The sequence below is a fragment of the Rhizobium leguminosarum genome (genome assembly GCF_010668065.1).
Lineage (GTDB): Bacteria > Pseudomonadota > Alphaproteobacteria > Rhizobiales > Rhizobiaceae > Rhizobium > Rhizobium leguminosarum_S.
On the sequence record NZ_WUEN01000006.1, the window covers coordinates 75,366 to 97,015 of the forward strand.

Annotated in this window: 18 protein-coding genes and 2 pseudogenes; 16 read left to right on the forward strand and 4 right to left on the reverse strand. The window is 57.3% G+C overall.

Features of this window, described 5'->3' with window-relative positions; all coding sequences use genetic code 11:
• The first annotated feature begins 598 nt into the window (after positions 1 to 598).
• From GR198_RS18420 to GR198_RS18435, 4 genes are all read left to right on the forward strand, one after another.
• Positions 599 to 1,528 (forward strand): sugar ABC transporter substrate-binding protein, encoded by a 930-nt coding sequence (locus tag GR198_RS18420; protein WP_131714169.1) that lies wholly within the window; start codon positions 599 to 601, stop codon positions 1,526 to 1,528.
• A gap of 565 nt (positions 1,529 to 2,093) precedes the next feature.
• A complete protein-coding gene (locus GR198_RS18425; protein WP_026237082.1) occupies positions 2,094 to 2,327 on the forward strand; it encodes a helix-turn-helix domain-containing protein in 234 nt (77 codons plus the stop codon).
• A 389-nt stretch (positions 2,328 to 2,716) separates the two neighbouring features.
• Positions 2,717 to 3,667, forward strand: coding sequence for a PLP-dependent cysteine synthase family protein (locus tag GR198_RS18430; RefSeq protein WP_018485052.1), 951 nt, complete (start codon positions 2,717 to 2,719; stop codon positions 3,665 to 3,667).
• Between the two features lie 859 nt (positions 3,668 to 4,526).
• Positions 4,527 to 4,952, forward strand: a complete 426-nt coding sequence (locus tag GR198_RS18435; RefSeq protein ID WP_018485051.1) for an ACT domain-containing protein — start codon at positions 4,527 to 4,529, stop codon at positions 4,950 to 4,952.
• Positions 4,953 to 5,328: 376 nt separating this feature from the next.
• Here the strand turns inward: GR198_RS18435 and GR198_RS18440 are convergent, their stop codons facing one another.
• Positions 5,329 to 5,640: a hypothetical protein gene (locus tag GR198_RS18440; RefSeq protein WP_028734799.1), complete on the reverse strand. Its 312-nt coding sequence runs from the start codon at positions 5,638 to 5,640 to the stop codon at positions 5,329 to 5,331.
• Positions 5,641 to 6,162: 522 nt separating this feature from the next.
• Here GR198_RS18440 and GR198_RS18445 point away from each other — a divergent pair.
• The 5 genes and pseudogenes from GR198_RS18445 to GR198_RS18460 all read left to right on the forward strand — a co-directional run bounded on the left by GR198_RS18445 (position 6,163) and on the right by GR198_RS18460 (position 10,551).
• Entirely contained in the window at positions 6,163 to 6,825 is a 663-nt protein-coding gene (locus GR198_RS18445; RefSeq protein ID WP_018485049.1) for a transcriptional regulator, read from the forward strand.
• Between the two features lie 132 nt (positions 6,826 to 6,957).
• Positions 6,958 to 7,518 carry a hypothetical protein gene (locus GR198_RS18450; protein ID WP_131588209.1) on the forward strand — a complete coding sequence of 187 codons (561 nt, stop codon included), beginning with the start codon at positions 6,958 to 6,960 and terminating at the stop codon, positions 7,516 to 7,518.
• A 225-nt stretch (positions 7,519 to 7,743) separates the two neighbouring features.
• Positions 7,744 to 8,039: pseudogene (locus tag GR198_RS35875) on the forward strand (hypothetical protein); the annotation flags it as partial.
• 284 nt (positions 8,040 to 8,323) lie between these two features.
• Entirely contained in the window at positions 8,324 to 9,211 is an 888-nt protein-coding gene (iolE, locus tag GR198_RS18455; RefSeq protein WP_018485047.1) for a myo-inosose-2 dehydratase, read from the forward strand.
• Positions 9,212 to 9,546: 335 nt separating this feature from the next.
• Complete coding sequence (locus GR198_RS18460) at positions 9,547 to 10,551, forward strand: Gfo/Idh/MocA family protein (protein WP_131714167.1); 1,005 nt, start codon at positions 9,547 to 9,549, stop codon at positions 10,549 to 10,551.
• A 661-nt stretch (positions 10,552 to 11,212) separates the two neighbouring features.
• Here the strand turns inward: GR198_RS18460 and GR198_RS18465 are convergent.
• The 3 genes from GR198_RS18465 to GR198_RS18475 form a co-directional block, all read right to left on the reverse strand.
• Complete coding sequence (locus tag GR198_RS18465; protein WP_018485043.1) at positions 11,213 to 12,106, reverse strand: polysaccharide deacetylase family protein; 894 nt, start codon at positions 12,104 to 12,106, stop codon at positions 11,213 to 11,215.
• A gap of 177 nt (positions 12,107 to 12,283) precedes the next feature.
• Positions 12,284 to 13,204, reverse strand: coding sequence for a Gfo/Idh/MocA family protein (locus GR198_RS18470; RefSeq protein WP_018485042.1), 921 nt, complete (start codon positions 13,202 to 13,204; stop codon positions 12,284 to 12,286).
• A 292-nt stretch (positions 13,205 to 13,496) separates the two neighbouring features.
• Entirely contained in the window at positions 13,497 to 14,426 is a 930-nt protein-coding gene (locus GR198_RS18475; RefSeq protein ID WP_131714166.1) for a sugar ABC transporter substrate-binding protein, read from the reverse strand.
• 112 nt (positions 14,427 to 14,538) lie between these two features.
• On the opposite strand from GR198_RS18475, the gene mocR reads away from it, so the two are divergent.
• The 7 genes and pseudogenes from mocR to GR198_RS18510 all read left to right on the forward strand — a co-directional run bounded on the left by mocR (position 14,539) and on the right by GR198_RS18510 (position 21,509).
• On the forward strand, positions 14,539 to 16,038 hold the full coding sequence (gene mocR, locus GR198_RS18480) for a rhizopine catabolism transcriptional regulator MocR (protein ID WP_441005367.1): 1,500 nt from the start codon (positions 14,539 to 14,541) through the stop codon (positions 16,036 to 16,038).
• 162 nt (positions 16,039 to 16,200) lie between these two features.
• A complete protein-coding gene (locus GR198_RS18485; protein WP_131714165.1) occupies positions 16,201 to 17,286 on the forward strand; it encodes a fatty acid desaturase family protein in 1,086 nt (361 codons plus the stop codon).
• Positions 17,287 to 17,331: 45 nt separating this feature from the next.
• Positions 17,332 to 17,649, forward strand: coding sequence for a MocE family 2Fe-2S type ferredoxin (locus tag GR198_RS18490; RefSeq protein WP_018485038.1), 318 nt, complete (start codon positions 17,332 to 17,334; stop codon positions 17,647 to 17,649).
• Between the two features lie 37 nt (positions 17,650 to 17,686).
• Positions 17,687 to 18,919 (forward strand): NAD(P)/FAD-dependent oxidoreductase, encoded by a 1,233-nt coding sequence (locus tag GR198_RS18495; protein ID WP_028734530.1) that lies wholly within the window; start codon positions 17,687 to 17,689, stop codon positions 18,917 to 18,919.
• A gap of 39 nt (positions 18,920 to 18,958) precedes the next feature.
• Positions 18,959 to 19,801, forward strand: a complete 843-nt coding sequence (locus GR198_RS18500; RefSeq protein WP_028734529.1) for a 3-methyl-2-oxobutanoate hydroxymethyltransferase — start codon at positions 18,959 to 18,961, stop codon at positions 19,799 to 19,801.
• Between the two features lie 9 nt (positions 19,802 to 19,810).
• Positions 19,811 to 20,695, forward strand: coding sequence for a formyltetrahydrofolate deformylase (gene purU / locus GR198_RS18505; RefSeq protein ID WP_164069358.1), 885 nt, complete (start codon positions 19,811 to 19,813; stop codon positions 20,693 to 20,695).
• A gap of 3 nt (positions 20,696 to 20,698) precedes the next feature.
• Positions 20,699 to 21,509, forward strand: a pseudogene (locus GR198_RS18510) (tetrahydrofolate dehydrogenase/cyclohydrolase catalytic domain-containing protein).
• The last annotated feature ends 141 nt before the right edge of the window (positions 21,510 to 21,650 follow it).

The following is a 21,650-nucleotide window of genomic DNA, read 5'->3' on the forward strand; positions in this document are numbered from 1 at the left end:
CGCCGGAGCCAGGAGGTCTGCGAGGGCGAGTATAGAGTTGCCGCCTCGACCGGCCCAGTTCAGCGACTGCCCGGTCCATTGCGGCGGCGCCGCTTTTGTTAATCTCTCCTGCCATCGGGTTCGATATTCCTGAAAATACCCGGGGATTGATGGGGTTCTCTCATTCACGACGACGATTCTTTCAAGAATGAGAGACTTCACAAACAACGATGAATGGACCGCAAAACGAAATAGATAGAAGCTTACCAAAACTGCGTCACGTTGCCTCGCGATCACGCGAGAGCTGACGAAGAGATTGGACAATATGGCATGTGTCGGCTTTGCATCATTGTGGTGTCATCTGTGAAAGACGCTCGACATTGGCGCTGTTGAAGACTGCGCACTTAAATCATCAAATCAGGCACCAAAAAATTTGGGGTTCGCGCGAGTCAACGTAGCGGGCGAAGGAGAGGCTAGTCGTCAGCATCGAGATTGTCTTGATATCTTATGGTGATGTCCGGCCTTTTTCTGGGAGCCCTGATAATTGTTTTCGGCCAGTGTGCTGGAAACCCGGCGTGAGGAGGGTGCAGCCGGGCACCGCTTTGTGGAGGAAGTGAAAATGAAAAAGTTTATCCTGGGCACCGCGATGGCGCTCGTCATGTCGACGGCCGCTCACGCAGAAACGGTCGGCGTCTCGATGGCGAAATTCGACGACAATTTCCTGACGGTTCTGCGCAACGGCATGACCGATTATGCAAAGACACTGAGCGGTGTGACGCTGCAGGTCGAAGACGCACAGAACGACGTTTCCAAGCAGCAGAGCCAGATCCAGAATTTCATCGCCTCCAAGGTCGATGCGATCATCGTCAACCCTGTCGACACCGATGCGACCACGGCAATGTCGAAGCTTGCGGCCGATGCCGGCATTCCGCTGGTTTACGTCAACCGTCAGCCAGTCAACGTCGACACGCTGCCGGAGAAGCAGGCCTTCGTCGCTTCCAACGAACAGGAATCCGGCACGCTGGAAACCAAGGAAATCTGCCGCATTCTCGGCGGCAAGGGCAAGGCCGTCGTCATCATGGGCGAACTCTCCAACCAGGCTGCGCGCATGCGGACCCAGGACGTTCATGACGTCATCAAGACGGATGAATGCAAGGGCCTGGAGATCGTCGAAGAGCAGACGGCGAACTGGGATCGTACCCAGGGCGCCGACCTGATGACCAACTGGCTCTCCAGCGGCATCGAGTTCGACGCCGTGATCTCCAACAACGACGAAATGGCGATCGGCGCCATCCAGGCGCTGAAGGCGGCCGGCAAGGATATGACCAAGGTTGTCGTCGGCGGCGTCGACGCCACCCAGGACGCGCTTGCTGCCATGCAGGCGGGCGATCTCGACGTCACGGTGTTCCAGGATGCCGCCGGCCAGGGCAAGGGCTCGCTCGATGCAGCGCTCAAGCTCGCCAAGGGCGAAAAGATCGACAAGAAGGTCTACATTCCCTTCCAGCTCGTCACGCCCGACAACGTCAAGGACTTCGTCACCAAGAACTGAGGCGAACGCCACACAGGATGCGGGCTTTGTCCGCATCCTCTTTTCGGGCGCTCGAAGTTCCTCAAATCCTTAAAGATGAACGACCCTTGAGCTCAGGCTGCTGCGCTTGATCCCCATGCGCCGTTCTCAGGCGATCTCTTCAAGACGACGGCCGATCAACAGCGCCCGGCAGGTTTCTCACAGGCTCTGGCCGAATCTGCGGGCCATGAGCGTATCGCGCCGAGGCAACTCTCGGCTTGTTTGTCCATCGTTCTCCGCTTGGGAATGATCAGTGCATCACTCCCTACGAGCTTCCCTACCGGGGCGAACGCTCCTGCCAGATCGGAAGCTACTTGTCGGCCGTCGTGAGTGTGCGCCGCAGTTGGGAGCTTGGGTTACCTCTCGTCGGCTGCTACGCAAGGGTTGTCCGCCCTTCATCGCGTCAGACCTGTACTCCGCTGCACAAACTGATAGAAAGTGCGCCCGCGGAATTCGAAGAAACTGTCCGTTGCCGGACGCGGTCGGCAGCGGTGGAACTAGAAAACGGATGCACGTTTTCCGGCTGCCAAAAGGAGCCTTAATCGACATGAACATGGTCTCGAAGATTGCGAAACCCCCAGTTGCCCCGTCCGTTGGCGCCCTGCTTGCAGAAGCTCGCCTGGCTCGCGGCTATTCGCTGGACGACGTCGCAGAAACCACTGGTCTGACTGTGGCAGAGGTGACAGCTCTGGAGAATGACGCGGATTTCGACGCGTCGAGGATCCGAAGGACTGCATCCGTTCTAGGGATTCTAGAAAAGATATGCGATGCGCCGCGCTGACATCGTTGAACAGCTTTTTCCACGGCTCTACCTCCTCAAGGAAGGTGGGTGCAGCAACTCACGGGTCGCGCTTCAATGGGATGCTGTTCAACTCGGGCACAGTTTTCAAGGGTAGGGCAGGGAACCTCGGCTGTGATGTTCGACAACCAGCTGACTCTTCAAGGGGAATGGCGCGGCTGGCGCAGTTCTTCCGCTCGCAAGTTCGGCATCATCGCGTGCAGCTCGATTCCAAGGTTCAGCAGTCTCTTGGGAAACTTCGTGGGAATCCGCTGTATGATCTCCTTGGGTGTTTTGCATCGGTTTGACGCCCATCGAAAACTCAACACGCGGTTCACCTGGGTGGCTTGCCCAATAGACGCTAGACGATCAACCGGAAGGACAAATAAAACATGCAACTGAGCCCCCCGCCCCCCGTCGAGTCAGCGCTCAACGCTATTGGCAATACACCGGTCATACGCCTGCGTCGCGTCGTACCGGACGGGAGCGCTCAAGTCTTTGTGAAGCTCGAGTATTTCAACCCGACAGGCTCGTATAAAGACCGCATGGCAAAATCCATCATAGAAGAGGCTGAGCGCCGCGGAGATTTGAAGCCAGGAATGACAGTAGTCGAGGCGAGTGGGGGAAGCACGGGGTCCTCGCTCGCCTTCGTTTGCGCAGTGAAAGGCTATCATTTCATTGTGGCTTCTTCCAACGCCTTTGCCATGGAGAAGTTGCGTACCATGCGCAGCTTTGGCGCAACCGTTGATCTGATCCACAGCCCGTCCGGCGAAATCTCGGCCGATCTGATTCCGTCTATGATCCGTCAAGCCCAGGAGGTCTCCATCCGATCAGACTGCTATTATTCGGACCAGTTTAACAACCTCGACGCCTTGATTGGCTACGAGGAAATCGGCCATGAGTTGGTCAAACAATTTCCAGACGGTATCGACGCCTTCTGTGGCGCAGTTGGTGTGGCCGGGATGACAATGGGTGTGGCAAGGATTCTGAAGTCGCGCTCAGCGTCGGTTCGCATCGTGGTTCTGGAGCCGGCCTCCTCACCTGTCATATCGAAAGGTTGGGCCGGAACCCACCACGTCGAGGGCATAGGGGTAGGCTTCGTTCCGCCTTTGCTCAATCAAGATCTCTATGACGAAGCGCGCAGCATTCCGGAAGAGGAAGCACGCGCTATGTGTCACCGATTGGCACGGGAGGAAGGATTGCTGGTCGGTACGTCCACGGGCCTCAATGTCACTGCGGCGATTCGTTTGGCCAAGGAGTTGGGGCAGGGTAAGACGGTCGTCACGGTCGCGAGCGACACCGGTCTAAAGTACATGAACGGGAAGCTTTTTGCAGATGCCTGACAACGGTCGAGCGACGGCCGGGACGACGCTGGACCTTCGGTTGAATTGGAACCTGCGCGACACAACGGTTGGCCCCGGCCCCTAGGCAAACGCGCCCCTCGTTGTATCGGTGACGCAGTTTTTTGGAGCATCCTGTCAACGGGGCAGGGAAGGTTCATGATCGTGCCCATGAGCAAATCTCACATTCCGTCCACGATGATCGCCAATCTAAACGGCGTCGAAGCCCAAGCCTGGCTTGCCCACCTTCTTGCCTGCGTTGCCGATGTGTCCATCAGAAGGCTGATCAGCTGCTTCGGTCTAACTGGTAATCGACTGATTGAACTTTTAGGCGGCATAGTCTGCGGCCCTGACGACGGCTTACGGCCTAACATTGTCGCTTTACTTCGACCCCGACGCAGGAGCCACCCTGTGCGTTACCGCGACACTAAGGGATGCCGGCGCTGTCGCGAGGTAGCGAACCGTTGGATTTATAGGGGCGCATCGCGAAAGATGTCCGGATGACGCCAATTGCGGGAAGAGCGAGTAACCTGAGCAGAACCGTTGCTTCATACGTAGCCGTGCCTCTAAGAAGGAGTCAGCGTTGTCGTGCGAGTGTCGTGGGCGTGACGGGATATCCACTCTCCAATTGGGGTAGGCCGGCACGGATGACCGCGGATGATCAAGACCGCCGGCCTTTTCCTCAAGCGCTCTAATATGTTACGGGACCGCCGAAGGAGTAATCCGAAGTACTTTGGCCGCCCGCTCATCGATCCAACATCGTCAATCTGCCTTATGCCAGTTAAGGAAATCTCATTTGTTCGCGCCCCGTCTTAGACAATGAACACCTACATCATGATGATAGGCAAAGGAGACTTCTAAAATGACTATTGTGTCGCGAGACAAGTTCGAAATGCTGTCGAACATGACGCCCTCGCTCGAAGACGGCGAGTATGTGTTCTGCTCGATACCCAGTGAAGGGAGCAAAGTCCACAATCTGAATCCGATTGGGACATTTCACGAAAGAGAAGGTTTGACAGTCATCCTTGCGAAAGGAGAGGCGCACGAAGCGGGGTTCGAAACTTCACTTGCGATGCGCCAGATCACCCTCAATGTGAATTCTGCGCTCGATGGCGTCGGCCTTACGGCGGGCGTTGCTGCCTCTCTCGCAGAAGCTGGCATACCGTGCAACATGGTGGCAGCATATCACCACGACCACATCTTTGTTCCGGCGGGCCTAGCTGATCGAGCATTGCATCTGCTGGAAACGCTGCAACGCGAATCCGCGCGGGCGATGCGCAAATGTTGACGAACAGTATTCCCCGCACATAGCCGGCGAAGCTTTACTGACTTCGCGGGCAAGCGGCAGCACGAGCAGACCTGGGCGTTCCTCGCCGAGGCGCCATCGCGATCAACCGAGAAGCTGCGAAGATCGTCGATACGGGCGATCATTGTTTTGGCGAAAACCGTTCGCAAAGCCTGACGCGGGCAACACATCGAGTTTTTAAAGGGAGCATGACAATGGAGTCGGTCGAGTTAGGGCACTCCACGATCTTTGGAATACGGTTAATGTAGAGATGTGCGATCAAATTTGCGGATGCCAACTGATTGAGGTCACGCGGATCAATGATATCTACTCAGGTTCTCTACAAAGCGGGAGTTTGGGCATCCCAACACCAACTCGCTTAATCGCTCTTCCGCACGTCAATCTTCCCATCCACCATGATCTTCAGCGCTCGGATCATGCCGGCGAGGTTCAGCAAAACACCCTCGACTTCGTCGTTATTCGCAGCAGCCTCTGTCATCAACGCAGCGATCTCAAGGTCCCCCATCGCAACATAAATTCCGCGGCTGGGGCGAGTGCCGGTTTCCAGGCGCATCTCCCGCACCATTCTTACCGCGCGTTCGACTAGGCGGCGGTATTCGCCAGTGCTCAGTTTGTCGACCTCGTTGGCCGCCCGGGTGAGTTCAGAGATAAAGGCGGCAGTGTAGGACATTTGCAGATGGTTTGCCGATGGGTAGGACCTGTCAATGTTCGCCAGAAGGCCGGGGTGTTTGCCGGGTTCCTCGCGGCCAGCATCGGTCTTACCGAGGTTACCGAATAGCTTTAAATATTGCGCGGTATTAAGTGAACATTGTGGCCGAATGCCGCGATAATCCGCGGGCGGTCGGACCGAAAGTCAGCGCTCGGCGGTGCGCCTCTTGATAAACAGACAAACGATCAAGATGCTGCAGGGGGTGGCCCGGACTGCCGCATCGATTTCCTCCGCTCAGAACGCGATGTAGTCAACAAGAATCAGCCACAATGAAGCGGCGCCAACGGAACTATATCCCGACGGCTGCGATTCTATCGTTTTGTCACAGTTGCGTCCATAAGTGGTTCTCTGCGACTGGAGCCGCGTTTGAGCCGAATACTTAAAAAGGATAGACCGAATGGACTGCAGTCGTTATCTGAAAGGCTTGTTGCGAAACTGAAGACATCGCTGAAAAATTGCCACAGACACCCGAGGCTTCCTAAAGTGAAAAAAGTGCAGCGCAGCTTTGCCGTCGAGTACAAATCAGGTCGGCGAAAACTCAATTCTAAACCGAATTCGATTTGGGGAGACACCGATCTCAAGTCCGTTGCTCAAGATCTGCAGGACGAGGCAATGCCATTTATGTCATTAACTCCTCAGGCAAGAAGCAGCGAGATGCTTGTATCCGGAGAAGAACAGGCCGGGTCGTTATTGACACTGCCGATCGAGCAGGAGACAAATGCATCGGCTTTACAGGAGACCATAATGGCCGACGAAAACGATACGATGACCAATGCTGAAACGCCGGCCGCCGTGGCGCCCGATGCACCGAAGAAGGTGCGCAAACCTCGCGCCAAGAAAGCGGTGCCTGAAACGGCCGCAGCCGTCGTTTCCGTGCAACCGGCAGCGGCTGCGAGTGCCGCAGCTGTCAAGCAGAAGAGAGGACGCAGGCCAAAGTCTGACGAAGGTACGGTGAGTGCCAAGCGTGCGCCCGTCAAACGCGCTCCGAAGGCTATCCAAATAGCGGCTGCACCGCCGGTGGCGGCAGTTGATGAGATCGCGGATCTTCTGCAGCTCGAAGAGGAAAACCAGAGGCTGCGCAAGCTGCTGGCGGAGAAGCTCCGTGCTGAAAATGCCGATCTTCGAAAGCGACTCAACCTCGGTTGATTGGCAGCAGACGGCCAAGTGCTGGCCGCATTCTCATGCTTATTGAAGTGTACTTTTTGGCGGCGGTTCGTTCTGCCGCCAACGCTTTTGCTCGCGGTATGCATACCGGAGTAGAATTCGAGGTCGAATAAAATGGCGTCTCCTTGGAAACTTCTTGCCCGGCTGGTGTCCCCGCGACGGCAGCAGAGGCAAGAACACGGCTCGACCGATGACGTGAAGCCGGACGTATTGGCCATCGCCAAGCCGACTGAAACAGCAGACAACAACGAGTTGGACGGCGCAGACCGTCCGGCGGACGAAAAGCCAGTTCTTCACGGTCATTCCCCGGCGGTTCCGGCGGACCCGGATCATTCCGAGGAAACGGCAAGCGTTGTTGATGACACGACAGATGTCGAAAGCGCTAGTCCCGTGGAGGCGGCTAATCCGGTCTTATCCGATGACGCCGGTACAGCCTCGTACGACACACCAAAGCCCTCGCAGACTGGCGAAGGTGCAACTCGAAAGCGCAGCAGACGGGACAAGAGAGCAGAAACGATTGCAGTCGCTCTCCCACCTTCTCCACGTGTTCCCGCCGGTTCTGCCGATGCAATCAGCCTTGATGAAGAGATCAGGCTGCTCCGAGACCAACTGGCGCGCAAGCTCCAAAAGCAAAACGCACAACTGAAGAGGATGCTGGAACGGTTCGAACGTTGAAGCTGTCACAATTTGCGGCCCGTTAATCGGGCCACCGTGGCCCGGGTGATTTGTCGGATCAAACGGCAATCATCGAGAAACTTCGCGTGCGCTACCATCTCATTTTACTTACAACACCTATTGTTCGACATTGTTTAACCGAGGGTTCACGCCTTAGATGGCAACCCCCTGAGCCTCTGAGGAGGCATCTAAGGTCTTCGGCGGAGGTTGCGGACCCAAACGGAAATGCAGCCAAGGTGCACATCGCCAGGCGGTGCCCTCCAACATGTGCAGGCGCTGAAGCGCAAACGCCGCTGCCCGCTCTTCATCCGCTCAACCGGGCGGGTAGAACTGACAAGGGCAGGGAAGACCTTCTGCTAGCACTGCGTTGGGATTTTGAGCGAGGTTAAACTTTCCACTGAGATCACCAGGGCGGTGGCCGGCAAGACCATCTGGCAGATCAGGATCGGCGCCGACTCTCCGGCAACTACCGGCGTGCTTCCCCAGCGTTTCTTTCAAAGTTCGCCCGCAAGTACCCGGATTTCCACAAGCGGCTCGGCTGCTCGATGCCGCCCGATTAAATCGCGCCAGGCGTCAGAGGATCTGACTACGCTCGAGCGCCAAAACCGAAGCGCCCGCGGCCATGACAGCCAGAACCAAAGCCATCGGGTGGCACAGACCTTCGCCCGATCGTGCAGTATCGGAGGGCGGACCTGTCCAAACGCGAAGAATTGGCTCTAACTAAAGGTCCAATAATGATCTAGGAAATCAGCCATAAGTATTGCGGGAGGAACCCGCTGTGAAAACGGCACGAAGGAAACGACAAATGTTTGTCAAGATTGCCATCAACCCTATCACTTGGACGAACGATGACGTTCCCGATCTCGGCGGCGACACCCCGTTGGAGCAGTGCCTTTCCGAAATGAGGCAGGCGGGTTATGCAGGGACCGAGTTGGGCGGCAAATACCCCCGCGAGAGCGGAGTTTTGAAAGGTGTACTCGCCGCTCATCAGCTTCAACTCGCCGGCGGTTGGTGGGACGGCCGCCTGTATGAGCGCGATGTCGAGGTGGAGTTCGACGCCATCCTGGGGCATCTGACGCTGCTCAGGGATCTTGGGGCGAAGTACGCTGTCTACGCTGACACGTCTATGGGTCGGCACGACGGCATCTGGCAGCCAATTTCGAAACGCCCGCGACTTAGGGATGAAGAATGGAAGGGCTATGGCCGGAAGCTCACGGAACTCGCAGAACGGATGGCGGAATTCGGCGTTGGCCTAGCTTATCACCATCATATGGGGACCATTGTCGAGACCGACGGCGAGGTTGACCGGCTTATGTCCGTCACGGGAGATTCCGTTGGCCTTCTATTCGACAGCGGACACAGTGCCTTCAGTGGCGGCGATCCTGTCGGTCTTTGCGGTCGCCATGCGGAGCGTATCGTCCATGTGCATTGCAAGGACGTTCGTGTTGATGTTCTTCGAAAAGCGCGGGAGGAGGACCTCAGTTTCATGGACGCCGTTTTGGAGGGGATCTTTACCGTTCCTGGCGATGGCAGCGTTGATTTTCCCGCTATCTTAAAAGCGCTGGCTAAAACGAACTATAGCGGCTGGCTCGTTGTTGAAGCAGAGCAGGATCCGAAAAAGGCCAATCCGTTAACTTACGCTACAATGGGCCACGAAAACTTGGCCAGAATGATTGCAACGGCCGGCTTGTGACCAGCATCGGCACAAGGATGTCGACCTAACGCGCATCGGGCAACATTTAACCCGCGGGCGACTGAATCCTCCGGGCCCCGCGGCTCGGGGCGATACGTTGCAAGGCGTGTCGCCCCGTAAAATTCCTATCTTCGAGATCGGAAGATTCAGACGTGGAAGGGCCGACGCCCTACGGCAATGACTGATGGTTGGCTCGGATGAGAACGGGGCGTCGCAGTAAACGTCCTACCGAGGCTCTTGACGTTGATCCGCCAGCAGCCGGGATGTCTATGAAACGAGCAACGCGCATAGTCGCCCTTGGCGGAACCACGTTGCTCGAATAGGATGAGGAAGCTATGCAGCCAGTACGCTGGGGAATAATTGGTACGGCCGCAATCGCCCTTGAGAAAGTCATTCCGGCGATGTCACGTGCCGAGGGGCTCGAAGTGGTGGCGATCGCATCGCGCGATGCGGACAAGGCGCAGGCTGCGGCGAGCCGTCTGGGCTTAAAACGTAGCTACGGGTCATACGATGCGATCCTGGCAGACCCCGACATTGAAGCCGTTTATATCCCACTGCCAAACCACCTCCACGTTGAATGGGCGATCCGTGCCGCCGAGGCGGGCAAGGATGTTCTGTGCGAGAAGCCCTTGGCTTTGGATGTCGGGGAACTGAACCGCCTTATCGACTGCCGGGATCGGACGGGCCGGCTGATCCAGGAGGCGGTTATGATCCAGGCGCACCGGCAGTGGGACGAAACGCTCGGCATTGTCGCTTCCGGCGAAATCGGTGAAGTACGCGCTGTGACGGGAGTGTTCACTGAAATCAATCTCGATCCCAAGAGCATCGTCAATAACGCCGCAATCGGCGGAGGAGCGCTGTATGATCTCGGTGTTTATCCGATCGCTGCCGCCCGGCTGGTCTTCGGCGCCGAACCCGAAAGGGTATTTGCTGTTAGCGCCTTCGACCCTGATTTCGGTGTTGATCGGCTGACGAGCGCTATCCTCAGTTTTCCGCGGGCGCGCCATGCAACGCTTATGGTCTCAACACAACTGGCATTGCGTCATCACGTCGAAATCTTTGGCACCCGTAAGTCACTCAGCCTCAGCAATCCCTTCAATCCAACGCCAGATGATCTTTGCAGGATCCAGTTGGACGATGGGAGCAAACTCGCAGGGGCCGCAGCCGAGACTAGGCTGGTCGCGCCGGCCGACCAGTATCGCCTCCAAGCGGAGCGGTTCAGCGCGGCGGTACGCTCCGGGCGCTCTTTGCCAATCGAACTCGAATGGTCGCTTGGAACCATGAAGGTGATTGATGCGATTCAGCGTTCTGTCAAAAGCGGTATCGCCGAACCCTTGTAGCGGTTGGGCATTGCAGTTCCGCTTGCAATCGCCGGGGTCCTGCTGCCGCAGCGTTCCAAGCGTTCACGATCGGTCTAAAACGCCATCTCCCGAGGCAAGTCTACGAGGGCGACTTGCTGCTGGTCGATTTGTCAGTGAAGACGGATGCGAGCTGACCCCGTGCGCGGTTTAGCCAGTCGATCACCGCTTTCGTTTCAGGCACCCCATCCGAGATTCTTATCCACGACATCCAGCATTGACCGCTTGTCGCGCAGTGTCTTCGACACAACATTCGGCCATGACGGGGTCAGTCAGGCCAGAATGGTCCGGGCGACCGCCCGCTGCGGCGCCGACAAAGGCGCCGCACGCGACGGCCGCCGCATCCGGATCGATTGCGTCAATGGCCGCGAAAATCACTCGGCTCTGCAAGGGGCGGCCGAACGCCATGCGGCTCGACGTCGAAAGCGTCATGACGCGAAGTCGCGAGATCCAGCTGTTGAGGCGGCTGACGATGTCCCACGCGATATTTAACCGCTCGCGTCGAAGACGATCTTTTGGAATTCTGTGGTGGCGTCAAGGATGTTCAGTGGCGAGTTCTGCCCCGACGTCCGTTCGAAATCGAACATCGCCTAGCGAAGTTGGCGGCTTCGCACAACAAGCGTAACACGCTGTCATAGCTATACTACTGGGAGCCCGGACGATCGGCTGCCATAAGCTCTCGCAATGAGCCGCGCCGAACTGGAAGGCTGTCGGCCCAACTGCGAAACGTTGGGTCCTTCAAAAGCTCAAATTCTTCAATTCTGATTTGCGCGGTATCGGGTTCAATTGCCTCGATCTCTCCAACCGCGTTTGCATGCAGACAAAGGAAGTTAAGCCCAGGTCCGATTTGTTCGTAGAGGTTTCGGTAGCGATCGGGCGCAGGTTCCCTTCTGTGCCACGGGGTCTCGAGAGCTCTGCATGCGAGAATTCCGCCCGCGGCGATTAGCCGATCGGCTCCATTCGTATAAGAATCCTGATCGACCTCGCCCAGATTGTGCTTTGGTCCATATGCTGCGATCGTTGCAGGAAACAGCGCGGGCAGGTCAAACTCCAGGCACAGCGCGACATATCGGTCCACAAACTCTGGTGAAAAGACGCCCCCCATATGGCCATCGATATGCGAAGGAGTCAGGCCGGCCGCGAGAAACGTCTCGACTTGAGCGCGCATCTCCGCTTCGACCGCATCCGGATGAGCGTAGCGCCGCAACTCGGCAACACTCTGCCACATGAAGCCGTATCGATCCGTCAGACCCGATGCAGCCGTAGCCTTCGTTAGAGGCCGCCACCGGTAGTGGCGCTTTTCCGATGTGAGCGTGAGATGGATCCCAAGATTTAAACCTGGTTCGAGCACGCCAGCCTCGGCGATTTCCAGAAACCATGGACACGGCACCATGACGGAACCTGAGTCCACCGCTCCAAGCCGACGCAGTTCAAGATAGGCTTGATTGGCCCCGTGACACATGCCGACGTCGTCGATATTGACGACAACGGAGGGGGGTATGGTCTCTCGTTCGTCGCTTCTCCCGACACTGGTCATTCTTTTGGTCTCTCCCGTAGATAAGCCGGCTACAGCAGCCAGCGTTGCGAATTTTTCTCGCCCATGGCCGCATGAGATGCTAACTGCCTTTCGACAATCGCCTGTGCTTTGCGGCCCCCTCGTGCAAACAGCATCGACCGATAGCTGATCGCCTATCTCTGCCTATAGCTGATTAGTTCACACCGAGAGTACTTCAGTGGCTGCTTCTGCGATGGCGAGCGCGGTGACGGCGTCTTGTGCGGTTGCACCTTGGGAGACTCCACCGCGTGCCGCTTGGACGAAATCTTCAAGCTGGCTCCGTAACGCATTTAAGAATACCGCCTCTCCATTTGGGGGCCAGAAAAAGCGAGCTTCTTCGAAGCCTGAGGTGCCGAAGACCTGAGCCCAGCACGCGTCCCCAGGTGGAAATCTCCGCCCCAGAGAAACCAGACCGACGCCACCGCCTGAAAGATCGCAAAGCAGCTGAACAGCATCCGGATCACCTTCCACCTTTCCTGCGAAAGTCGTTTTCGAGGCGGCAACCCGGAAATTGCTCGGTTCCTGACCCGTAAGCCAGCGCAACTGGTCAAATTCATGAACGCCCATATCGATAAGCGCCCCGCCTCCAGTGGCTCGAAATGAGGCCGCAGGGGGAGTTTCGTCCCATTGGAAGCAAGATATGAGGTAAGGCTCACCAAGCAGGCCGCTCCGAATATTCTGTCGCAGTTTCTCCAGTTCAGGAACGAACCGCCGCCAGTATCCAATCTGCAAGTGCACTTTGAATTGTTCGGCCGCCTCGGCTGCCTTGCGAGCTTCTTCGGCAGTGACGCCGCAGGGCTTCTCGCAGAGGATTGGCAAGCCGCGTGCAGCTATGTTCCTAATATTTTCCACATGCGTCTTGCTGGGAGTCGCGATGAGAACTCCCTCGATCTCGCCTGCGTCAATCATTTCATCCGCGGTTTCGTAAGTTTTGATACCACTGCGTTCCAACGCAAGCCTCGTAGCGGCTACCGGTTCGACCACAGCCGTGACTTCCACGAGCAAACTCTCAGAAGCCGCTCGCAAATGTACCTGACCCATGCGGCCAGCACCGATCAAACCAAGACGGAATTCCCTCATAACTTAATCCTGCGGTAAGAGTTTAAATATCGGTCCGTCGCGGCGGACCCGTCTTTGGCCCTGGCAGACGCAACATCGCGGGATTAGGGATCCAGAAAGTTGCGGGGGCTGGTTGTCGAATCACTGCAGTTCCGGGACCAAAATCACCAGGCGATGGTCGCCACTGTCGCCATGGCAAACCTCGAAATCCTGATCAGTGGCTCACGATCTGCCGCCGGCCAGGCGGCTAACGATGGTAGCATCTGAGCCATTGGGGCTCCGGCATTTCCGGTTAGGTCCACACGGATCAAGGTCAATTCTTTCCCTGAAACTTTGCTAGATTCTCCTTCGTGACCAGCTCGAAGGGGATGTAGATCTTCTTTTTGACGGGCTCCCCCTTGGCGAGCTTGAGCGCGGCGTCGATAGAACCCTTGCCCTGACCGATAGCGTCCTGGAACACGCTGACGTCCAGTTCTTCGGCCGCCATTGCGGCCAGCGCATCATCGGTGGCGTCGATGCCGCCAACCACGACTGAATCCATCGAACGGCCTGCGGCTTTCAAGGCTTGTATGGCGCCGATCGCCATCTCGTCGTTGTTCGCAATTACGGCATCGAATTCGAAGCCTGCAGACAGCCAGTTGGTCATAAGGTCGGCGCCCTGGGTCCGCTGCCAGTTTGCTGTCTGCTCTTCGACGATCTCGATGCCCTTGCACTTGTCGGTAGCGAGAACGTCATGAATATCTTTCGTGCGCATGCGAGCCGCCTGGTTCGACAACTCCCCGATTATCACGACGGCTTTTCCCTTTCCGTTGAGGAGCCTGCAAACTTCCTGGGTCTGTAAAGTGCCGGAATCCACCTCGTTCGAGGCCACAAAAGCTTGTGTTTGCGGAAGAGTGTCGACGTTCACCGGTTCGCGGTTGACGTAGACCAGGGGCACGCCCGCATCGGCCGCGATCTTCGATATCACGGTTGTCGCATCAGTATCGACCGGCTGCACGATGATCGCATCCACCCCAGCGGCGATAAAATTCTGGACCTGGCTCTGCTGCTTAGCCACGTCATTCTGCGCGTCTTCGATCTGCAGGTCCACGTTCTCAAGCGTATTGGCGTACTCCTCCATGCCGTTGCGCAGCAACGTCCCGAATTTGTCGTCGAATACCGCCATCGAGGCGCCGATGGTCCCCGCATGTGCAGAGGTCGACATGAGGACGGCCATCGCGCCGCCTATGATAATTTTTTTCACTTCTTTTCTCCCCGCTCTTGACGCTGGAAATCCAGCACTTGAACAGGCCGAAGATTGACGCGATACTGGCTCAACTGAAAGAGCAGCTTTAGACGATTTTGAGGGGACCAATTTGACTAAATGTCGCACCCGCTTTCCCTCCGATATGCTTGTTCTCGATAGAGAAGCCAGCGTTCCGATGCACCGGCAGCTTTACGAGAAGTTGCGCTCAGAAATACTGGCCGGTCGTTTGAAGGCCGACACACGCCTTCCCCCAACTCGTTTGATGGCTGAGGATCTCGGCGTCAGCCGCAACACTGTCATCAGTACCTACGATGCCCTACTCGCTGAGGGTTATCTTGAATCTCGCTCCGGATCGGGCACCTGGGTAGCGACGTTGCCTGCAGATGCTGTGACTGCGCGCAATGCTCTTGACAAGACCGGCGCGCCGTCTCTCTCGTCGCGAGGGTCGAGGATGGCGAAACAGCCTCGAGACCGAACGATCCCCGGTCACATCGCATTCCATCCCGGATATCCAGAAATCAAAAGCTTTCCCTTCTCGACGTGGGCGCGGCTGCTCAAACGGCACACCCGCTACTCCCAGGAGGACCTCTATGGCTATCACTGGGTCACGGGCCATCCTCGGCTGAAGACAGCGATTGCGGAGTACTTGCAGGCTTCGCGCGGCGTCGATTGCGGACCAGAACAGGTGATCGTTGTCAATGGCACCCAGGCTGCCCTGGACATTCTCGCTCGTGTGCTCGTCGATGAGGGAGACGTCTGCTGGATGGAAGAGCCCGGCTACATTGGCGCTCAGAATGCGCTATTGAGCGCCGGAGCAAGGCTCGTGCCCTTGCCGGTCGGACGGGATGGCTGGTCGCTCGACGATGAGGCTCGCCCAGCGCCGCGCCTGATCTTCGTCACGCCGTCTTGCCAGTGGCCGCTAGGTTGCGTGATGCGCATGGAAGATCGGCTTCGGCTTCTCCAGATCGCCGAAAGGCATGATGCCTGGATCGTTGAGGACGACTACGACAGCGAATATCGCTTTCGAGGGCGGCCGATACCGGCGATGCAAGGCTTAGACAAATCCGGCCGCGTGATCTACATGGGCACGTTTGCCAAGACGCTCTTTCCGTCTCTCAGGATTGGTTTCGTCGTTGTGCCCCCACATCTCGCCGACGGCTTTAAGCGGGTCGCCAGTAACACCGGACACTATCCATCTCTCCTGCTGCAGGCGGCGCTCGCCGACTTTATCAGCGAGGGCTACTTCGCCACGCATCTTCGCCGGATGCGGCGCCTCTATGCTGAGCGCCAGAAGGTGTTTGTATCAATGTGCCACCGCAGTCTCAATCGCTGGCTTTCTATCGAGGAAAGTGACGCCGGTATGCAGCTTGTCGGTCGGTTCACGCAGGCAGTCGAAGATGAGACGCTTTGGGCCGCAGCACAAAAACAGGGCGTGAACTTCTCACCGCTTTCGCGGCAGTTTTTCAGCAGCCCACCTGAACAGGGCGCCATACTGGGTTACGCGGGCATCGACCTGAAGGCCATGCGGGAGGGAATTGCCTGCCTGCGAGCGGCATTCATTGATGCTGAAAATAGCGGCACTTTTGAAAAACAACCGACGTCTGGTTAACCATCTGAGACGTGCTGAGTTCCGGATATGCGTTGTTCAGGACGAATTGCTGCGTACTTTTTTGCGGAAGAAGTGGTTCTGGAGAAAAGGACGAAGGCGGCTCTAACGAAGGGTCCACTAAACCTCTAGGCTCGTGCCTCAGCATTGCGACGGAGGCAATCCATGGTTTTAGCGCAAAGAGATTACAGCCTGGTTGGTCGTGGATCGCGAGCTGCGGTTGCGAGCGGACTTGCGGCAGCGGAATGGTATCACACCGACATTCCGCGCAAGGAGATGAAGGCGCTGATGCAGCGCTCCGATGCGCCGGCGATCCGCGACACGGCCCTCTGGCTCGGTAGTATGGCAGTTTTTGCGGGGCTCGGCATCTACTTCTGGGGCTCGTGGATCGCGCTGCCTTTCTTCCTGGCCTACGGTGTGCTTTACGGCTCGGCCTCCGACAGCCGCTGGCACGAATGCGGCCACGGCACCGCCTTCAAGACGCGGTGGATGAACGCTATTGTCTACCAGATCGCCTGCTTCATGATCATGCGCAATCCGGTAACCTGGCGTTGGAGCCATGCGCGCCATCACACCGATACGGTCATCGTCGGCCGCGATCCAGAGATCGCCGTCATGCGGCCGCCGGATCTGTTGCGGCTAATCCTCGACTTTTTCGGCATTCTCGATGTCTGGCACGCAGTTGTGGACATGCTGCGCAATTCCGCTGGCAATGTCTCGGAAGAGGAGAAGACGTTTATCCCGGAGACGGAACAGCGCAAGGTCGTCCGCGTGGCGCGGATCTGGCTCGCGAGCTATGCAGGGACGATCGCGCTGTCGATGTGGCTCGGCTCGGTCCTGCCACTCCTGTTGATCGGTCTACCTCGACTTTATGGTGCGTGGCATGCTGCAATGACGGGCCTGCTCCAGCACGGCGGCCTTGCAGACAACGTAACGGACCACCGCCTGAACAGCCGCACAGTCTACATGAATCCGATCAGCCGCTTCATCTATTGGAACATGAACTATCATGTTGAGCATCACATGTTCCCAATGGTGCCTTACCACGCACTACCGAAGCTGCACGCGCTCATCAAGCACGACCTGCCGGCACCCAATACCTCCATTATTGATGGCTACCGCGAGATGATCCCGGCCTTTATTCGACAGCTGCGCTACGAGGACTACTACGTCAAGCGCGAGTTGCCGCCGACGGCGAAACCTTATCATGTGGAACTTCACGGCGCTCAACGCGTGTCCGCCGCCGAGTGACAGAACACGATCAAGATCGAAGCGAGACATTCGGATGGAGCAAACATGAGCCAAGGTTGGGTTGAGGTGTGCGGGGTCGATGATATCGATGAGGAAGACCTCATCCGCTTCGATCATGACGGGCGCACGTTCGCGGTCTACCGCAGTTCCGATGGTGGTTATTATGCAACGGACGGCTTGTGCACGCATGAGCAAATACATCTGGCTGATGGGCTTGTCATGGATGAAATCATCGAATGTCCAAAGCACAATGGCCGCTTCAACTACAAGACTGGCGAGGCAATGGGAGCGCCGGTCTGCGTCAATCTGAAAACCTATCCGGCGAAGGTGGAGGCTGGGACCGTCTTCATCGCGATTTCGTAATTCGATGACGCGACGCTTCACGCGACGGGGAGGAAAGATGAGTAAGATCATTATAGTCGGTGGCGGAGAATGCGGAGCAAGGGCCGCGTTTGCTTTAAGGGAGCAAGGTTTTAACGGCGACATCACCCTGATCGGCGCCGAACCACATCTTCCCTATGAGCGGCCACCACTTTCAAAAACGGGTCTCGCCAGTGCCGCACCGCCTCAATATGTGGCCGGTCCGGCGCGTTACGAAGAGGCCAGGATCACCATTCTAACAGGCGTTCCTGTTGACACGGTCGATCGGCAAAGCAAACTGGTGAGGCTCTCCGACGGCCGAAAATTTCCTTATGATCAGCTTCTCCTTGCGACGGGTGCCCGGCCGCGCCCCTTTGCAGGAGTATCCGGTGATCCAGGTTTGGGACGCATCTGCATGCTGCGGAACCATGGCGACGCAGTCGCGATCCACGAGGCATTAGCGCCAGGCAAGAGTCTTGCCGTTGTCGGCGGCGGCTTCATTGGCCTGGAAATTGCTGCGACCGCCCGGAAACTCGGTGCCGAGGTATTACTGATCGAGAGTTCACCCCGCGTCCTTTCGCGGGGGGTGCCGGCAGAAATCGCGAAGGTCGTCACCGAGCGACACCGGCAGGAGGGTGTGAACATTTTATGCGGTGAGCAAATCACATCCATCGCAACTGAAAATGATAAGGTGCAAATTCTCTTTGCGAACGGAACCACCAGACTGGCCGATATTGTTGTCGTCGGCATCGGAGTCATCCCCAATGTGGAACTTGCCGAGGCTGCTGGACTTTTGATTGACAACGGCATCGCCGTCGATGCCACGCTCAGGACATCAGACCCTGACATCTTTGCCGCTGGTGATTGTTGCTCGTTTCCACTTTCGCATTATCGCGAACGCCGGGTGCGGCTTGAAGCTTGGCGGAACGCGCAGGATCAGGGAATGCTCGTTGCGGCCAATCTGCTGGGCAGGGGCCTCGCAATCGCAAGCGTGCCCTGGTTTTGGTCGGATCAATATGAACTGACGCTTCAGATCGCCGGTCTTTCCGATGGTGCTGCGACAACCGTTCGACGCGACCTTGATCAGGGGGCGTTCATCCTCTTTCATCTTGATGGCGAAGATCGCTTGATTGCCGCTAGCGGCATTGGCCCGGGAAACGCCGTCGCGCGCGATATTCGACTTGCCGAGATGCTAATCGCTGCAAAACGGCGGCTGGACCCGGAAGCGCTTGCTTCCCCAAAAACCAACCTCAAAAAACTATTGGCCGCGTAAAGCTGCCACCATTCACTCTAAAACGTGCTGGAGATTTCCATGAATCATCGCCGCCCGACCGTCGCCGACCTGTTGTCAATCAGAGGTCACAGGCAGCTCAGCATGCTGCGGGTCGTCACGCTTGAGGAAGCTGAGGCGGCGGAGAAGGCGGGCATCGATCTCGTCTCGGTTCCTCCGGAACTGCTTGGCCCCGCCTTTCGCGAGGTGGCCCCAACCGTGTTCGCATTTCCCGGTTTGGATGATCTGATTACTGCTGAGGACTACCTTCGAGCCGCCTTCGAGGCAATTCGTGCCGGCGGCGACGCTGTCTACTGCGCCGCCGGAATGTCGACCGTGCGACGCCTACGGGAGGAAGGAATCCCGGTCTGTGGCCATGTCGGGCTTATTCCGTCTAAAGCGACATGGACGGGCGGCTTTCGCGCAGTCGGTAAAACGGCCGCCAGTGCATTTGAAGTCTGGCGTCAGGTGAAAGCTCTCGAGGAGGCCGGCGCCTTCGCAGCTGAAATCGAGGTAGTGCCTGGCGAGGTCGCTGCGGCGATTTCCAAACGCACATCACTCCTGATGCTTTCCATGGGTGCGGGCACAGGATGTGATGCCCAATACCTTTTTGCCGAGGATGTGCTTGGGCAGAACCGGGGTCATTATCCTCGCCACGCTAAAGTCTACCGCGATTTTGCTTCTGAATTCGATCGGCTGCATCGGGAGCGTGTGGAAGCGTTCCGCGAATATGCTGAAGACGTGCGATCTGGTGCATACCCAGAGAAGGGGCACTTGGTCAGCATAGCGCCAGAGGAGCTCGAAGGCTTTCTGAGAAAAGTCGAAAGTGAACAGCCGTTTTCCGCCACCGCAAGAGAATGTCGTGATGGCACCGCAGCGAATTAGGGATAAAGCATGACCAATTATGTTTTGACGGTGACGTGCAAGTCGACACGCGGTATCGTCGCGGCGATTTCGAGCTATCTGGCCGACAGGGGCTGCAACATCATCGACAGCTCGCAGTTCGACGATCTCGATACCGGCAAATTCTTCATGCGCGTCAGCTTCATTTCGGAAGAGGGTCTTTCGGGCGCCGATATCGACGCCGGTTTCGCGGCCGTCGCCGCGCCCTTCGCGATGGATTACGATTTTCACGACAGCGAGAAGCGCATGAAGGTGCTGCTGATGGTGTCGCGTTTCGGCCATTGTCTGAACGACCTGCTCTACCGCTGGAAGATCGGCGCGCTGCCGATCGATATCGTCGGTGTCGTCTCCAACCATTTCGATTACCAGAAGGTCGTGGTCAACCATGACATCCCCTTCCACCACATCAAGGTCACCAAGGCCAACAAGGCGCAGGCCGAGGCCCATATCATGGAAGTGGCCGAGCAGACCGGCACCGAGCTGATCGTACTCGCCCGCTACATGCAGATCCTGTCGGACGAGATGTGCCAGAAAATGTCCGGCCGGATCATCAACATTCACCATTCCTTCCTGCCGAGCTTCAAGGGCGCCAACCCCTATAAGCAGGCCTATCAGCGCGGCGTGAAGCTGATCGGGGCAACGGCGCATTACGTCACCGCCGATCTCGACGAAGGCCCGATCATCGAGCAGGACACGGCGCGCATCACCCATGCGCAGTCGCCCGACGACTATGTCTCCATCGGCCGCGACGTCGAAAGCCAGGTGCTGGCGCGTGCCATCCATGCCCATATCCATCACCGCACCTTCATCAACGGCAATCGTACCGTGGTCTTTCCGGCAAGCCCCGGCAGCTACGCTTCGGAAAGGATGGGGTGAGGCATGGCGTATGTTTTGCTGGGAAAACGAAACGCCGATCGGGTCCTCGATGCAGTGAAGGCAAGGGCAGCTGAGCTTCAGAACACCTCTGGGCTCGAAGCCGGTCTCGCAGTGGTCATTTGTTGGGGACGATCCAGCTAGCCGTACCTATGTGAACGCCAAAAGCGAGATGGCCAGCTGGTGTGGCTTCCGTTCGATGCAGTATAATCTTCCTGCAGAAACCTCACAGGAAGAGCTGCTAGATCGGATAGCGCTGCTGAATGCGGACAAAGTTATCCACGGAATCCTCGTTCAGTTGCCATTGCCGAAACACTTAGAGCAAGAAGAGATCATCCGGTCTATTCTGCCGGAGAAGGACGTCGATGGCCTGCACGTCGTAAACGCCGGGAAAGTGGCGAGTGGGAATCTCGTTGCTGGACTGGTCTCCTGCACACCGGCCGGTGCTATGATGCTCATTCGGCACGCCGACGGAGACAACCTTTCCGGCTGAATGCTCTTGTTATCGGTCGGCCGTCCCGAATTGGTTCGCGGTGATTGGCTGAAGCCAGGCGCGACAATCATCGATGTCGGTATAAACCGCGTGCTGGCTCCAGAATAAGGCGAGGGCAAGACACGGCTTGTCGGAGATGTTGCTTTCAAGGAGGCTGAAAAAGTCGCGGCGGGGATCACGCCCGTTCCAGGAGGTGTCGGGCCTATGACGATCGCCATGCTGATGGCTAACACTCTAAAATGTGCCGAAGATTCACTTGCGCGTTTTAGCGAGGCATCGAACATGCCGCAGCTTTCGGAGCGCCAGCCTGCAGCACTCAGATAGCGATCGCTGAGACTCGGCGTCGCTGACCGAATCTTGTCGCCAATTGGGCGGAGAGACCATTCCCCAGTCGACACTCCTCTCCCCGCCGAGAAACTCACAATCAACTAACGCGACCTCATGGCCTAAACAGGTTGACGGCGC